Below are 15903 nucleotides of genomic sequence, written 5' to 3'. Positions count from 1 at the left end.
CAATCCCATAGGAGGTGTAAGGAGATGAAAAAGACATTTTTACTCATCATATCCTTGGTGCTCGTTATTTCATTAGCTGCTTGTTCGGGAGGTTCAAAGATCGATGTGACTGGTGGTGTGAAGATTGAACAAGTGTCTGATATGAAAGGAACAGTTCGCGTTGCTCTAGCTGGGTGGCAGCTCGATAACGGGATCGACGCACTAACAGGTAATCCAACCATTGGACTTAATGAATACTTGGATAAAACGTTTAAGATCATGTACCCGAACATCAAGCTAGAGGTGTATCAGATTCCTTGGGAGAATGTAAAGGCGAAGCAATCCGCGATGCTGCTCTCTGGAGATGCAGATATATTTTATACAGCGGGTGCATTTGCATCACAGTGGTACCAAGAAGGATTACTGCGTGATTTGGATGATCTAATCGCTAAAGATAAGACGTTTGATTCTAGCAGTTATCTAGAAGGTATCATGAATAATTCTTATAGTACGAAATCACCTGATGGAACCAAGCAATTCGGCATACCGGTAGCTCTTGGTCGTCGGATGGTTGTATACGATAAGAAATTATTTGAGGACTGGGGTGTTGAAGCCCTATCTGAGAAGCCAACTGTCCAGGAAATTTTAGATAAAGCGAAGCGAATGACCGGAAAGAATCCAAAAACAGGGGAGGACAATTTTGGACTGCATTGGAGTGGTAACTCACTGAATGGTTCGACCTTTGTTGCTATAACGTTAGCCTTTGGAGCAAAGGGGGCAGAAGGGACCTTAAAGGATAATAAGAGCATTAAGTGGCATCTGAATTCCCCTGAGATGGTGGACGTTATGGAATGGCTCAAAGAAGCATCGAAGCTTCCGCCAGCTGGTTTTGTGAATGGGCAAGGAGCCGAAAATTTTGGACTGGAAAAAAATAATATTGCGATTGCGCTTGATTCATCAGGCGGTTCCGCAATGAGTGAATACCGAACAAAGAAGAATAAAGACAACTTGGATCGATTTGAGCCTGTGATGAATGTAGGACCTAAAGGTGAGGGCTGGGTTGCGGTGGATCCATTTATTATGGCGAAAAATGCTAAAGACGTAGATGCTTCATGGGAAGTTATGAAGTTCCTTACAAGTTATATGACACAAAAATATATGTATGAAATGTTCTCTAATACGCCGACATTGAAAAATGCGGATTTTGTAACGGCAGAGGATAAATTTACGAAGAAAGCACTAGCAATTGCTGATGTAGGTCACTCCGAATTAATGGATGAGGCGAACCCGTTCTTTATGAGTGATATTATTCCTGCAGTTAACGGTTTTATCAGTCAGGCGGCATCAGGAAATGCACCAGATATTCAAAAATTCTTGAATGATCTTCAAGCTCGTGCAGAAAAATGGTCAGCTAATCTTAAATAATGAGGAGGACTATACATGATTAGAGTTGGTGTTGTTGGTGCAGGTATTATCGCTACAGAACATTTTAAACACATCAGTGCTAACGAAAGAGCTGAATTGGTCGCCATATGCGACATTGCATTTCCGGTTGCAGAAAAGGCTGCTGTGCAATATGGAGCAGTACCTTACACAGATGTTCGTGAAATGCTGGATAGAGAGAACTTGGATGCATTGTTCATATGTGTGCCTCCATTTGCGCATGGTGAGATCGAAGAGATCGCTGCTCGAAAAGGGATTCATCTTCTGGTAGAGAAGCCACTTGGACTTCATATGGATCAAGTAAGGCGTAAGGCCGCAATTATCGAAGAAGCTGGAATCATCACAAGCACAGGTTATTGTTTAAGATATATGGAAGTGGTACAGCGTGCGAAGCAGTATCTTGTAGGTAAAGAAATTGGTATGGTTCGAGCCTATCGTTTCGGTGGTTTGCCTCCGACAGCATGGTGGATCGATCATTCCAAATCCGGTGGTCAGCTAGTAGAGCAGACGACACATAATTTGGATTTGATGCTGTATTTAGCTGGTGGTGTACAGAAGGTATATGCAGATATGGGACTGCTGTTAAATCAAGATATTCAAGGGATAACCACTCCGGATATCGCATCGGTTAATCTTGTGTTCTTATCGGGGGCGCTTGGACATATAGATACCGGGTTTCTCCCTCAGCCTGATGACAGATCATCCTTCGAAATTATGGGCAGAAACTTTAGGCTTTCCATTGATGGTATGAAGCTGACGATCGTGGAGCCTGAAGGAACAACGACTTGGCAGGGTGCAGGTAATTTCTATAAACAACAGGATGATGCCTTCATTCATGCGGTTAATACGGGAGATACAAGTCTGATTCTTGCACCTTATCGTGAAGCTATACGAACGCTTGAGGTTACATTAGCAGCGAATCAATCGGCAGAGAGCGGGTTGCCTGTAAAGCTAATATGATTTAAGTGAAATCATATATGTTGGTTCTAAAACCAGCCATAAGGCTGGTTTTTTTATGTGAAGAAACAAATTAGCTCTGGACTCTATGGGAAATGATGGAATATTATAGAAGTATTAAAAATAAGGGAGTTGGAGTTATGGATGATCACAAGAATATAGCAATCCCCGTATTAGCTGAGCAAGTTAGTCGATTGGCAAAAGAAAAAGGATTCACGATGTCTTGCGACAATCTTACAGGGAGTCTATTGCGGTCACTCGTTTCTTCAAAACCAAAGGCGCGTATTTTGGAATTAGGTACGGGGGCAGGATATTCTACAACTTGGATCTTAGAAGGCATGGATCAGGAATCAAGACTTACCTCTGTTGAATTCGACGAGCAATACGCTAATATCGCCATAGAAGTCATTCAAGATCCTAGAGTCGATTTTCATGTTTGTGATGGTGGGGACTTTATAGAGAAGAATAAAGATCAGAAGTTTGATATTATATTTGCAGATACATGGCCTGGTAAATTCTATTTGGTCGAAGAAGTGCTGGAAATGGTAGAACCGACTGGGCTTTATATCATTGATGACCTTAATCCTCAACTGAATTGGCCTGATGGTCACGGAGAGAAGGTTGTGGAACTTATTGATATGCTTGATCAAAGAGGGGATTTTCATAAAGTGAAATTAGATTGGTCCACAGGCATTATGATCATGACGAAAAAATAATCGTTTCAAAATTCATATACCCTATTTATGGAATTTGATGTAGAATGGTGGAAGCTTTGGAATAAGCCCTAAAGCATAGGGCTATAAATAGGGAGATCTAATGAGAAAACTATTGATTGCAGTTGTAACTATTGGATTACTACTTGGAACATCTTCTGCTGCCTATGCGCATTCAGGGAGAACAGATAAAAATGGAGGGCATAAATGCTCTGCAAAATCTAAGCAAAAAGGGCTTTGTACTGGATATCACTATCATTCGAAGAAAAAATAAAAATATAATAATAGATAAACCCAGCTAAAGATAGCTGGGTTTATCTATTACGGGCAAGCACTGAGAAAGAGGTAAGGAATTGAAGAAGCATATCGTATTCGACTTTGATGGAACTCTCGTAGATTCGATTGATGTTGTGGTGAAGGTTTATAATGAATTGGCTATTAAATACAAGTTTAATACATTAAACTCGAGCGATTACCGAATGATGATGAACTTATCATTAAAAGAGAAGATTAAAGCACTTCATGTTCCTATGCGTCGAGTGCACCTCATTAAGAGGTTTAGTCAGGAATTTAAAAATAATTACAGCGTTCATTTGAAATCTCTTCGATTGTTCGATGGAGTTGTAGAAGTAATCAAACAATTGAATGAGAAGGGATACACGATATCTATAATTACTTCAAATTCTAAAACCAATATTTTAGAGTATATGAAGCATCAAGAGGTTTCCTACTTCAAACAGGTCATGTCATCTAATGGGTTATTCGGCAAAGACAAAACGCTCAAAAAATATATGAAAGATAATCGACTACATAGTTCAGAGCTAATGTATATCGGGGATGAAGTGAGAGATATTCAGGCTTGCAAGAAAGCGAATGTTGAGATCATTGCGGTTACATGGGGTGTTGATCCTAGAGAAGCTCTAGTTATCGAAAGGCCGGATCATCTTGCAGATGAACCGAAAGATATACTGGGAATTTTACAATCGAATTTGTGAGAGGAGATTATTCGTATGATCTTAGAGGTTGCCATATTAAATATAAAGCCAGGCTTAACGGAGTCATATGAGGTTGCATTCAAGGAAGCATCGACCATTATAGCAAGGATGAAGGGATATATAAGCCATGAGATTCAACGCTGCATAGAGAACGACCATCAATATATCTTACTGGTGAAGTGGGAAACGTTAGAGGATCATACGATTGGTTTTAGAGGATCAGATGAATATCAACAATGGAAGCGATTGCTTCATCATTTCTATGATCCTTTTCCAACGGTTGAGCATTATCGGATGGTTGAATAAAGGATCAAGCGAAGGAGAATTAGTACGTTGAGATACACTTTTAAACCAATGAACAGGCACATAGCTGAAATAATTTGTTCATGGGAATACCCTGCGCCTTATGATTTTTATAGCTTTGATTCTAGCGAAGAAGCGATTGAAGAGCTACTGAATGGCGAGTACTTCGTAGTGTTTGATCGAGAGAATCAACTTACAGGATATTTTTGCAGCGGTCAGTCTGCCAGAGTTGCTGGTGGGTATCCAGCTGGTGTTTATCTTAATGAAGAACGTCTGGATATAGGGCTTGGAATGAATCCGGCTTTCACGGGTCAAGGTCAAGGACGTAAATTCGTAGCTGAGGGACTGCAATTTATGAAAGAGAGATACTTACATGATCGGTTCAGGCTCGTAGTAGCATGTTTCAATACTAGAGCCAAGAAAGTGTACATAGAGAATGGATTCGTGGAGAGAAGTAGATTCTATAGTGAAGTGAAAGGGAAAAAAGTAGAGTTTCTGTGGATGGAAACGGAATGATCTGAATATGTATGGCTCAGGAGGTAAGTCGATGCAGTTTAAGATTGCCAAACATGAAATTCTGGTACCCTTACAGCACATCTCAAGAATAGCCACTTCGAAAGTGATCCCTATACTTAGCGGTGTTCTAGTTATCGTTAATCCTGATCGGATGATATTAGTCGGCGGTGATTCTAATAATATTTTGAGATATGAGCTGAGTAATGATAAATTCGAGTATGCTGAATCTGGCTCCATCGTGCTCCCCATAGCTAAGCTCTATGAAATGATAAAAAAAATGGATGGAGACTGGATTCGGATCGAACGGATGGCTAATCATAGCGTACATATTGTGTGTGGAAATTCAAATTTTCGGTTAGTAGGTATGGATGCTGACGAATATCCTGATGTGCGTATGGAACAGAGCGGGCAGCAGATGATGATTAATGGAGAGAAACTGAAGGAACTCATCAGTCAAACGATGTATGCGATCTCTTCACGAGAAGAAACGCCTCTGCTCACGGGTATACATATTCAATTGCATCACAATCAAGTTCAATTCACAGCTTGTGATAGACATCGAGTTGCGAGAATGACAGAATGTTTGGAATGTGAAATTTCAGAAGAGAAAGTAATTGCAGGAAAGACATTAGCCGAGATAAAGAACATCGTAAAAGACGGAGATCCTGTACTCATCGATATACTTGATCATCGTGTGATTTTTAAACAAGGAGCCTTTACCTATGCAGTGACACCGTTAGAGGGCAGGTATCCAAATATTGAAAAGATGATTCGTATGGAATCCAGTTCTCGTGCAGTAGTATCGACGAAAAACTTTTTACGCACGCTCGAGCGAACGTTGATCATCTCGGATCGTGGGAACGGATATATTACTACAATGCGAAAGAGTGACGATCACCTTAAGATTTTTTGCCAGGGTGAAAATGGTTATTTGGATGAAATGATTACACTAGAGCGTCATGACGGGGACAACTATGAGATTAATTATAATATTAAATATGCAATTGACGCTTTAAAAGCCATCCGAACAGAGTATACTGCTGTTCATTATAGTCATAATCAAAAACTTATTGTGTTTAAAGCCGATGAGCAGGAGAGTTCTGTGCACTTAATTATGGGAGCTTTGAAATAATGGGAATCAAGAGGCTGGTCCCAAAGTAGATTCTTGTTCATTCTCTCGGAGTGCCTTAGCGACTTGAAGAGAGGAATACATTCGCTGAGTGTAGGCGTAAATGAGCACCTTGGTTAGCATTTTGGGAGGGTAGCTATTTCGTCCTCCACCTGGATAGGCAGCCTGGAAGATTCGGTCATCTAAGCGATTGACAGCTTCATTGACTACACGAACAAGGGGATTGGACGGAATGTCGTCCTCTAAATCCATTGGCAGATAAGTTTGATCTATTGTGTATTGAATGTACAAATGAAGCCGCTCCTTTTTAGATGGTTGGTCATACTTCCATTCTACTAGAGGGCGGTTTCTTTCTGTTATCTGTCTTTGGATGGTATGCACGAAGTAGCGGAGAGAACGAAACGATTCCGGACCAGCGGTAGCGGTCGCCTTTGCCCCCGAATTTCTTCCTTGCTAGAATAATTCCCGGAAATTTGGGGGCAACAGCGAGGGGAGGAACGTTTCGTACGCGGAGCATCTCACAACAACAAACGAGGCCATCCCGCAAGATCCTAGATCTTTTGGTATTTACATACATTCTGTATGTATGTTATTTTATGGATAACACATTTGAAAGAGGAGGAATTTGGAAGATGAAACTGAATAGTTTTTATCCGGTAATTATGAGTGAGAAAGTTGCTGAAAGTGCTTTATTTTACACGCAGTACATGGGCTTCGAGATGGTGTATGAAGCAGAGTGGTATGTAAGTCTAAAATCTTCAGGGGATACACCGTTTGAACTGGCACTCTTGGATGCTACACATCCCACAATTCCTCAAGCGTATCAAAGCAAAGTCCAAGGTATGATTCTGAATTTCGAAGTGGACGATGTGGACCAGGAATACCAAAGATTAATTATGGATCATAAACTTCCGCTATGCCAGGATATACGCGATGAGGATTTTGGGCAACGTCACTTCATCATTTCTGATCCAAACGGTGTATTAATTGATGTCATAAAAGTGATCCCACCTTCTGAAGAAGAAAGTAGCAATTATATCTAATCTTTTTCAGTTTTGAGCTCGATTGATAGAATGAAGAATTAAGACAGGGGTTAAGCACACAATGAGAAGAAGCAAGGAAGAGACCAGAGAAACGATCAGTAAACTTATTAAGGTTGCAAGATATCATTTCACTTATAAAGGTTATGCAGATGCTGCCTTGGAGGAAATTGTAGAAGAAGCGGGGGTGACACGGGGAGCACTCTATCATCACTTTAAAAATAAGAAAGAATTATTTCAGAACGTACTGGAACAAGTGCAAGCAGAAATTGCAGAATGTGTAGAGAAAGAAGCGGCGAGAAGCGAAGATGCTTGGGAACAGTTGTATTTAGGTTGCCAAGCATTTATATCTGCTGCTATTGAACCTGAGAACAAACGGATCTTACTCATAGATGGGCCTGCAATTTTGGGATGGGATAGCTGGAGGAGGATGGATGAACTAAATTCGATGCGATTGATGCGTGAACAACTATTGATGATGCAAGACGAAGGATATTTAAAACCCATATCCATCGATGGATTAACGCATATGCTATCAGGAGCACTTAACGAAACTGCTTTATGGCTTGCCCAATTCCCAGAAGAAAAAAGAGCTATTAAAGAGACGATGGAAGTTATTCAACTCTTATTTATAGGTCTTAGAGCAAAAAGATAACAAAAAATAATTTTCTCTAAAACAGATCAACTATTTGATCTGTTTTTTTTATGTTCATTTTTACAGGGTCATTTACAAACCGTATACGACAATGTACAATGTTTGTATATTTACCGACGGGTTAATTAATTGATTATTCAATATTGAGTACATAGAAGATGGATGGAGGGACGGCATGACATCTAGAAGAAAAGCTATTATTGTGGGTGCTGGTCCAGGAGGATTGGCTGCGGGAATGTTACTTGCAGGCCGTGGATATGAAGTCACGGTGTATGAGAAACAATCATATGTCGGTGGGCGTACGTCTCGTGTAGAGCTAGGTGAATATCGATTTGACCGTGGAGCAACCTTTCTCATGATGCCTGAATTACTCGAGGAACTATTTACCTCGGTAAATCGCTCGCTTCATGACTATGTAGATTTGGTTGAACTTGATCCGCTATATCGATTGAAATTTGGAGATGTGAGCTTTGATGCGACAGCAAATCGCAAGTTAATGAAAGAGCGAATTGAACAGTACTTTCCCGGTAACGGGGAAGGGTATGAGCGATTTATGAAGGAGGAAAAAGTGAAGTTTGACCGCATTTCTCCTCTTCTCAAACGACCTATCGCGCGCTTGACGGATTATATACGTTCTGATGTTCTTAAGGCGCTGCCAAAACTTAACGCAATGGATACGGTCTACGGACGGTTGTCGAAATATTATACGGATGAACGTCTCAAATACGCGTTTACCTTTCAAGCCAAATATCTAGGTATGTCACCTTGGGAATGTCCAGGAACATTCTCCATCCTGTCTTATCTGGAACATGAATATGGACTCTTCCATCCTACTGGTGGCGTCAATCAGATCTGTACTGCTATGGCTGAAGTGATAAGAGAATATGGCGGGAAGGTGGAGACTTCGTGCGGTGTAAAGAAAGTTCTACAACGTAACGGTAAAGCAATAGGTGTGCAGTTGGAGAATGGGGAACGGATGGACGCAGATCATATTGTTATCAACGCCGATTTTGCCACAGCGATGACGCATCTATTTGAACCTGGTGAGCTTAAGAAATATACACCTGAGCGGATTGCTCGCAAGAAATATTCCTGCTCTACCGTCATGCTCTATTTAGGTATTGATGGGAAGATCGATATGCCGCACCATACTGTGCTGTTCTCAGATGACTATAAGAAGAACGTAAACGAAATTACGAAGCTTGGTGTGTTGTCCGATGACCCTTCCATATATGTTCACAATCCGGGCATAAGCGACTCGACGCTAGCACCGCAGGGTAAGACCGCATTATTTGTCTTAATGCCTGTCCCTAACTTGACTGGAGAAACAGATTGGTCCGAAGCCAGCGGACGTGTTCGGGAGCGGGTGCTTGAACGTTTGGAACAAGAGTCAGAGCTTTCAGGTATTTCCTCTCGAATTGAAATAGAAGAGATGGTTACACCTCAAGATTGGCAGGATCGCTTCCATGTATATCAAGGAGCTACCTTTAATCTGGCCCACTCACTTGACCAAATGATGCATCTACGCCCTCATAATCGCTTTGAGGAACTTGGGAACTGCTGGCTTGTTGGGGGAGGGACTCATCCGGGTAGCGGACTTCCAACAATATGGGAGTCCGCAAGAATCAGTGTGAAACAACTGATGGAGCAGGATCAACGTGCTGGATATCGTATGGATTCAACGGTTCGCACATCAGAGGAGGTTACATTATGGAGATAGGTATCGTTGGTGGGGGAATTGGCGCGCTAACGACCGCACTGCTGCTTAGCAAACGCGGTTTTGAGGTCACTATTTATGAGAAAGAAGCGCAAATCGGTGGACGAATCGCTTATCAGATGGATGATACGGGCAAATACCGAATTGATCGCGGTCCAACCATCGTGTTACTCCCAGATATGCTCTTAAGCATTTTAGAAGAAGGTGGAATTGAACGCTCAAGACTGCCCCTTATGGAATGTGATCCATTATACAAGGTTCATTATTCTGATGGGACATCTTTTACGAAACATCGAAATCTAGAATTACAGCTAGCAGAGCTTGACCGATGCTTTCCGGGGGAGAAAGAAGGATTCTTACGTTATATGCAAGACATGGAAGAAGCATATACGAGTGGTTCTGAAGCATTTTTGAACCGACCATTTGTGCAGAAGGGGCATTTCTATACATGGCATAACATGAAATTACTGCTTCGTATGAAAGCATACAAAAGCGTCCGTGCGTTAGCAGCTGATTATTTCCGAGACGAAAGGCTGCAAGATGCCTTCTCGCTTCAAACTTTGTATATTGGTGGTGCTCCATTCAAATCTCCCGGTCTATATACGCTTATCCCTTACGCTGAACATGCGTTCGGAGTGTGGTATCTCAAGGGAGGTTACGCAGGTCTCATCTCAATTCTTCGTGAAGAGCTGGAGAAGCGTGGGGTAAAGATCATCACCCGTTGCCCTGTTGACAAAATATTGATTGAGCAGGGGCAATGCCGTGGGATTTCATCTAGTGGAAAAATCTATTTGCATGACTCCATCATATTTAATGGGGATTTCCCTTATCTTGCGGACTTAATGCCGGAAGGAGCCAAAGGGGCTGCGTCAGCCAAAAAATCTTATGAGCCATCATCGGGATGTTTTCTTATCTATCTAGGTTTGAATAAGCGCTGGGCTGAAGCGGGGATTCATCAATTCTTTCTTCCGGAATCCTTAAACAATGGTCTAAGACAATTGTTTGTCGATCAACAAGTGCCGAATGAGCCTGCATTTTATTCCTTCTACCCTACAGCGTTGGACGAAGAAGCGGCACCTGAGGGCGAAAGTGTACTGTATTTGCTCGTGCCAGTCCCTCCAGCAGGTGAGGTGGAATGGGAGGGGCGGAAAGATCAATTGACAGAATATATACTGGGTGAAGCTGAACGTAGAGGGTTTCCAGGACTGCGAGAAGCGATCCAGTGGATGGATATACGGACGCCGGATGATGCAGAGCGAGAAGGGATGTACCGAGGAGGTAGCTTCGGAATTGCACCTAGCTTAGGACAATCGGCGGTATTCAGACCGCAAATTGTTCCTTATCCAGCGATTCATGGACTTTACAGTGTTGGAGCATCCGTTCACCCTGGTGGGGGTGTCCCGATTGTTATGCAAGGGGCACGTTTACTAGCCGACTATCTAACAAAGGAGAGAGAAATATGCAGCACGAAATCAGTTTGACCTTGTGTGAGGACATGATTCGTGAAGGATCTTCTACGTTTTATAAAGCATTCAGCTTTCTTCCATCTCCGCGGAAAGAAGCGGTATATGTGATTTATGCATTTTGCAGAATGATTGATGATGCGGTGGATGAGCCGGAGAAGGCCTTTTACACGATAGATGAATTAGAGTTTCATTTACACCATTTGGAACAAGCGGAAGGACATTTTATCTTTACAGCGCTTAGATGGTTGTTTGATCAGTTCCCGAATCTTGGTAAGGAGCCATTTTTCAAACAAATGGAAGGTCAGCGACGAGATTTAGTGCGATCTCATTATGATACGATGGAGCAACTGGAAGAGTACTGTTATCTAGTTGCTGGTACTGTAGGTGAAATGCTGCTGCCGGTATTGCACGACTCCCCTACAGAGGACATTACGAATTCGGGGATTTACTTAGGCAAAGCCATGCAGATTGTAAATATTGTACGGGATATTGGAGAAGATCGAGCAAGAGGGAGAAGATATGTACCTCTGGAATTAATGAAGAAGCATGGATATTCTGAATCAGCGTTTGCTGAAGGAGATATTAATCCTGCGTTTATTCATCTTATTCATGAACTTGAGAGGATTGCTAAGCACTGGTTTGAATTGGGACTTCGCGATCTGGATAGCTATCCGAGCAGAAGTGCGTTCAGTATTGAGCTTGCGGCTAAGTTTTATGGAGCAATATTGGATGCGGTTAAGGACAATCAATACCGTGTATTTACCGATAGGGCCTATGTAACAGGGATGAAAAAAGCCGCAATTCTAACAACGGTTACTCATCGTTTCGGGATATCCATGTTGAAACAAGAAAGCAGCGCTGTCTCATGAAAATGCGATATTTATTCTGGGGCTGGTATGCGATCGGTCTTGTCCTCATGCTTGCATTCTATGTTCCGGACTTTTTGCACTTCTCGAATGGACTTTTTCTAATCTTTTTTGCTCTTTATGCGATTCAGCTTGAAGTACAGGATCGAGATACATTTAGACAATCGAATGGAATTCTAGGTAATCGCCCGTTATCAATTGTTATGAGAGCTCTAGTTGTTGGTGTTGTTACTTATGTCCTGGAGGGAATAGGGACACAGACGGGTTATCCCTTCGGGACGTATCATTATAGTCATACGCTCAGCTTGTTTGGAGAAAGTGTTCCGCTAGCGATCGGATTTGCTTGGATTGGTGTCATGTCTTCAGCGATACTCCTATCAACTGCTACAAGTAGATGGGTTCGAGCTCTGCAGGCTGGACTATGGGCATTGTTATTTGACCTCGTACTCGACCCTGTGGCCTTTTCCAGAGGATTCTGGGAGTGGCAAGGGGAAGGGATATACGCAGGTGTACCTTGGCAAAATTTTGCGAGCTGGTTCGTGACCGCTTTTCTGCTCTCGTGGCTATATCCGCTTCGAATTTCCTATCGGAAACCATTAGCAGAAGGTGTGAGATTGTATCAGGGTATGCTATTGATGTTTGGAATTTTGGGAATCAAAGAGGGCCTCTATACTCCTTTCATGATCTCGTTAGTGGGTTCGGTAATCGCTGAGGGGGTTCTTAGATATGATCGAAGCACGCAAAAGCAAAAACTTTGAACTAATTTTTCATACATACAACAAGTATTATATGCTTCGACGTCATTTTCATAGTCTTACACTTCGGGGAACGTTTGATCATGAGGATACAACGAATAAACCTATTCTGTATATTATGAATCATAGCTCTTGGTGGGATGGATTGCTTGCCTATTATGCTATTCGTACATGTTCACGGAATGACCATTATATCATGATGGATGAGAAGCAAATGAAACGCTATCCCTTTTTTCGCAAGATCGGGGCATTCTCGATTGATAAGACATCTCTGAGAGGAATTATGCAATCCCTTCATTATGCCGGCAAACTACTGGATCGTGGAGCATGTGTTTGGTTATTTCCTCAAGGAGAGATTTATCACTCAGAGATTCGCCCTCTTCATTTTCAATCCGGTTGCGGTTATCTCCTTACTGAGTGTGAAGCAGCAGCTGTTGTCCCTGTCACGATGATTAGTGCTATGCTACAACATCAGAAGCCTGATGCTTCCCTATGGGCAGGCGAGCCGATTATTCAGAATTGGAAACAACTTGGTCGTAAAAAAACGGTGGAGGAGCTGCGTATTTCACTAGAGAATCAGCTTAACATTCACCGTCAGCTCGTTATTTCGGAACAGAACACGATTTCGGAACAATTTATACCGATTCTTGAAGAAGGACGGTCAACTAACGATATATTTGACGATTTCCGAAAGAAGGTGGGCATATGGAAAAGCTTTTTCTAATTACGCTGATCATTCTGATGATTCAGCTTTTGTTCGTTATCTGGAATGTAAGGCAGATGCCCAAGTTAGAAAAAACGAACAATTTCAAGGAGAGCGATCGTTCTCCTCTTATTTCCATCCTCATACCGGCTCGCAATGAAGAGAGGAATATTGGGGAGTGTTTAACATCCTTGGTTCAAAGTAATTATAAAAATTTACAAATTCTTGTACTGGATGATCGATCAGAGGATCGCACCTCAGATATCGTAAAGTCTTTCGCCTCCCAGGATGAAAGGATAAAACTTATTGAAGGAAGTCCTTTACCGTCCGGCTGGGCTGGTAAGGTATTTGCATGCCATCAGCTATCTAGACATGCAGCAGGAGAATGGTGGCTCTTTATGGATGCAGATGCCAGAGTAACGCCTGATGGGATTACCTCAACGCTACAGCTAGCTAAAAAGCAGGGACGAGGATTAATTACTGGCTTTCCTTATCAAGAAGTCGGAACATTTTTCGAGAAGTTAATCGTTCCATTAATGACCTTTACGATTGCTTGTCATTTGCCTGTGCGGTTGGTTCGGACATCTCGCGACCCTAAGTTCGTGGCCGCGCATGGGGCATTCATGTTTATTAATCGAGAAAGCTATTGGGTGAGTGGAGGTCACAGTGCAATTAAAGATCAGATTGTAGATGATATGGCGCTCGCTCGAAGAATGAAGGAGGTCGGTGAGCCTGTCACATTAGCCGATGTGCACACTAGTGTAAGCATGCGGATGTATCATAATAGCAAAGAGGTATGGAATGGATTTCGGAAAAATATATATGCAGGACTTGGTCGTCGTATTTCGCTCTTATTACCTATATTAATCACTTATTTCATGTTATACGTACTCCCATCCTTGTTGCTGCTTATCTTCTTACTTGACTGGATAATTTCACCGAAATCACCCGTTGCGACAAGTGAGATGTTCATCTGGGCAACGGCTTGCATGTTGCTTGGTATGGGCGTAAAGTTTGCAGCTGATCGAAATAGCGGACAACCCGGTTGGTTATCTATTTTTATGCCGCTAAGCACAATGCTCTTAATCTTACTAGCGCTTGATTCATGCCGTGGTGCATATTCTAGCAAGGGATATCAATGGAAAGGCAGGAAATACACATGAAAAAGGCTATCGTCATTGGTGCTGGACTAGGAGGGTTATCGTGTGCAATACGTCTAGCGACTTCGGGATATCAGGTTACGGTGTTAGAACAGCAGAATGCTGTAGGAGGAAAGCTTCAGCGGGTAGAATATGAAGGCTACCATTTTGACCGAGGACCTAGCACCATTACGATGCCAGAAGCTTTTGAACGAGTGTTCCGAACCGCGGGGCGACGAATGGAAGACTATCTGGACATGTATAAGATTGACCCATCTACACGAAACTTTTTCGCAGATGGCCATATTGTTGATATGAGTAGTGATACTGAGTGGATGAAGGAGCAGATTGCCTCTTACAGTCCACATGATGCTAGTAAACTTAATGCATTCTTATCTGAGTCGAGAGAACTCTTTCAACAGGCGGATCGACAGTTCCTGAACACCCTGCTTCTAGACATGAAAAGCAAACTGAAGCCCCAGCTCATATCAGCGCTACTAAGGATTCGCCCCCTAACTTCATTACAAAAGTTGCTTTATCGTTATTTTAATCATCCCAATACGCTGGCCATGTATGGAAGATATGCAACTTATGTCGGTTCATCGCCTTATCAGGCTCCTGCGATCTTCGCGATGATGGCACATTTAGAAGGCACGCTAGGTGTTTATGGAGTAAAGGGAGGAACTTCTGCCATTCCGGCTGCATTTGAACGTTTGGCGCTCGAACTAGGTATAGAGATATTTACTGGAGTTAAAGTAAAAAGGTTACTCATCCATGATGGAGAGGTAAGGGGAGTGGAGAGTGAACGAGGTGCCATGAGTGCGGATGTGACGATTGCAAACGGTGATGTATTGTCTATATGTCGGGATATGATTCCTGCACTTCATCGTCCATCCATGTCAGATTCTAAGATCGCCACTTACGAACCTTCGCTCTCAGGGTTTGTGTCCTTAATCGGTGTAAGAAAGCATTATGAGCAGCTATTACATCACAACGTCTTTTTTGCTGAACAATATGAACAAGAGTTTGAAGATATATTTGGAGCACGGGTTGCTCCGTCGAATCCTACCATTTACATCTGTCATTCGGGATACTCTGAACCGTCAATGGCCCCTAAAGATGCTAGCAACTTGTTCGTGCTTGCCAACGCACCGTATACTTCATCTTCTTGGAATTGGGATATGGAACGAGGGAGATATGGGAGTTTACTATTAAAGCGACTGGAAACTAGAGGTTTAGCGGGAATATCAAGTGCTGAAGTAAAACGGTTCTATACACCAGAGGATCTTCAGAAGGATACCGGAGCATATCGAGGTGCTATTTACGGAATTTCATCGAATTCAGCGAGACAGACGTTCTCACGTCCAGCCAACACTTTAAAAGGGTTGAATCGATTTTGGTTTGTAGGCGGAACAACGAATCCTGGAGGCGGAACTCCAATTGTCACCTTATCGGGGCAACTTGTGGCTGAGGAAATTTTATCTCAAGATGGAGGAATATAATATCTGAGTCAGTAGGCCGCTTTAA

Annotated in this window: 17 protein-coding genes and 1 pseudogene; 17 read left to right on the top strand and 1 reads right to left on the bottom strand. The window is 42.4% G+C overall.

The window, feature by feature from the left end:
- The first annotated feature begins 24 nt into the window (after positions 1-24).
- The 8 genes from AC3WJJ_RS04325 to dnaN all read left to right on the top strand — a co-directional run bounded on the left by AC3WJJ_RS04325 (position 25) and on the right by dnaN (position 6038).
- The gene (locus AC3WJJ_RS04325) at positions 25-1404 is read left to right on the top strand and encodes an ABC transporter substrate-binding protein (RefSeq protein WP_492538328.1); all 1380 of its coding nucleotides are present in this window, start codon (positions 25-27) and stop codon (positions 1402-1404) included.
- A 15-nt stretch (positions 1405-1419) separates the two neighbouring features.
- Complete coding sequence (locus tag AC3WJJ_RS04320; protein WP_492538326.1) at positions 1420-2382, top strand: Gfo/Idh/MocA family protein; 963 nt, start codon at positions 1420-1422, stop codon at positions 2380-2382.
- A gap of 137 nt (positions 2383-2519) precedes the next feature.
- Positions 2520-3095, top strand: a complete 576-nt coding sequence (locus AC3WJJ_RS04315) for an O-methyltransferase (RefSeq protein ID WP_492538324.1) — start codon at positions 2520-2522, stop codon at positions 3093-3095.
- A gap of 100 nt (positions 3096-3195) precedes the next feature.
- Positions 3196-3366 carry a YHYH domain-containing protein gene (locus AC3WJJ_RS04310; protein WP_492538323.1) on the top strand — a complete coding sequence of 57 codons (171 nt, stop codon included), beginning with the start codon at positions 3196-3198 and terminating at the stop codon, positions 3364-3366.
- A 79-nt stretch (positions 3367-3445) separates the two neighbouring features.
- Positions 3446-4087: an HAD-IA family hydrolase gene (locus tag AC3WJJ_RS04305; protein ID WP_492538321.1), complete on the top strand. Its 642-nt coding sequence runs from the start codon at positions 3446-3448 to the stop codon at positions 4085-4087.
- 15 nt (positions 4088-4102) lie between these two features.
- Positions 4103-4393, top strand: a complete 291-nt coding sequence (locus AC3WJJ_RS04300; RefSeq protein WP_492538319.1) for an antibiotic biosynthesis monooxygenase family protein — start codon at positions 4103-4105, stop codon at positions 4391-4393.
- A 48-nt stretch (positions 4394-4441) separates the two neighbouring features.
- The gene (locus AC3WJJ_RS04295; protein ID WP_492538317.1) at positions 4442-4906 is read left to right on the top strand and encodes a GNAT family N-acetyltransferase; all 465 of its coding nucleotides are present in this window, start codon (positions 4442-4444) and stop codon (positions 4904-4906) included.
- Positions 4907-4937: 31 nt separating this feature from the next.
- Positions 4938-6038, top strand: a complete 1101-nt coding sequence (dnaN, locus tag AC3WJJ_RS04290; protein WP_492538315.1) for a DNA polymerase III subunit beta — start codon at positions 4938-4940, stop codon at positions 6036-6038.
- 39 nt (positions 6039-6077) lie between these two features.
- On the opposite strand, the pseudogene AC3WJJ_RS04285 reads toward dnaN, so the two are convergent.
- Positions 6078-6326 (bottom strand): annotated as a pseudogene (locus AC3WJJ_RS04285) (transposase); the annotation flags it as partial.
- Between the two features lie 341 nt (positions 6327-6667).
- On the opposite strand from AC3WJJ_RS04285, the gene AC3WJJ_RS04280 reads away from it, so the two are divergent.
- The 9 genes from AC3WJJ_RS04280 (at position 6668) to AC3WJJ_RS04240 (ending at position 15878) form a co-directional block, all read left to right on the top strand.
- Complete coding sequence (locus AC3WJJ_RS04280; protein ID WP_492538313.1) at positions 6668-7078, top strand: VOC family protein; 411 nt, start codon at positions 6668-6670, stop codon at positions 7076-7078.
- Positions 7079-7139: 61 nt separating this feature from the next.
- Positions 7140-7730: a TetR/AcrR family transcriptional regulator gene (locus tag AC3WJJ_RS04275; protein WP_492538311.1), complete on the top strand. Its 591-nt coding sequence runs from the start codon at positions 7140-7142 to the stop codon at positions 7728-7730.
- Between the two features lie 175 nt (positions 7731-7905).
- Positions 7906-9450, top strand: coding sequence for a phytoene desaturase family protein (locus AC3WJJ_RS04270; protein ID WP_492538309.1), 1545 nt, complete (start codon positions 7906-7908; stop codon positions 9448-9450).
- Positions 9441-10928, top strand: a complete 1488-nt coding sequence (locus tag AC3WJJ_RS04265) for a phytoene desaturase family protein (RefSeq protein ID WP_492538307.1) — start codon at positions 9441-9443, stop codon at positions 10926-10928. The genes AC3WJJ_RS04270 and AC3WJJ_RS04265 overlap by 10 nt, the downstream gene beginning before the upstream one ends.
- Positions 10907-11782: a phytoene/squalene synthase family protein gene (locus AC3WJJ_RS04260; protein ID WP_492538305.1), complete on the top strand. Its 876-nt coding sequence runs from the start codon at positions 10907-10909 to the stop codon at positions 11780-11782. Before AC3WJJ_RS04265 ends, AC3WJJ_RS04260 begins: the two co-directional genes overlap by 22 nt.
- Entirely contained in the window at positions 11779-12537 is a 759-nt protein-coding gene (locus AC3WJJ_RS04255) for a carotenoid biosynthesis protein (protein WP_492538303.1), read from the top strand. The genes AC3WJJ_RS04260 and AC3WJJ_RS04255 overlap by 4 nt, the downstream gene beginning before the upstream one ends.
- On the top strand, positions 12506-13258 hold the full coding sequence (locus tag AC3WJJ_RS04250; RefSeq protein ID WP_492538301.1) for a lysophospholipid acyltransferase family protein: 753 nt from the start codon (positions 12506-12508) through the stop codon (positions 13256-13258). Before AC3WJJ_RS04255 ends, AC3WJJ_RS04250 begins: the two co-directional genes overlap by 32 nt.
- Positions 13240-14400, top strand: coding sequence for a glycosyltransferase family 2 protein (locus AC3WJJ_RS04245; protein ID WP_492538299.1), 1161 nt, complete (start codon positions 13240-13242; stop codon positions 14398-14400). Before AC3WJJ_RS04250 ends, AC3WJJ_RS04245 begins: the two co-directional genes overlap by 19 nt.
- Entirely contained in the window at positions 14397-15878 is a 1482-nt protein-coding gene (locus AC3WJJ_RS04240; RefSeq protein ID WP_492538297.1) for a phytoene desaturase family protein, read from the top strand. Before AC3WJJ_RS04245 ends, AC3WJJ_RS04240 begins: the two co-directional genes overlap by 4 nt.
- The last annotated feature ends 25 nt before the right edge of the window (positions 15879-15903 follow it).

The sequence above is a fragment of the Paenibacillus sp. FW507-14B1B genome, assembly GCF_058781425.1.
This window is presented reverse-complemented; position numbering and strand designations above follow the sequence as displayed.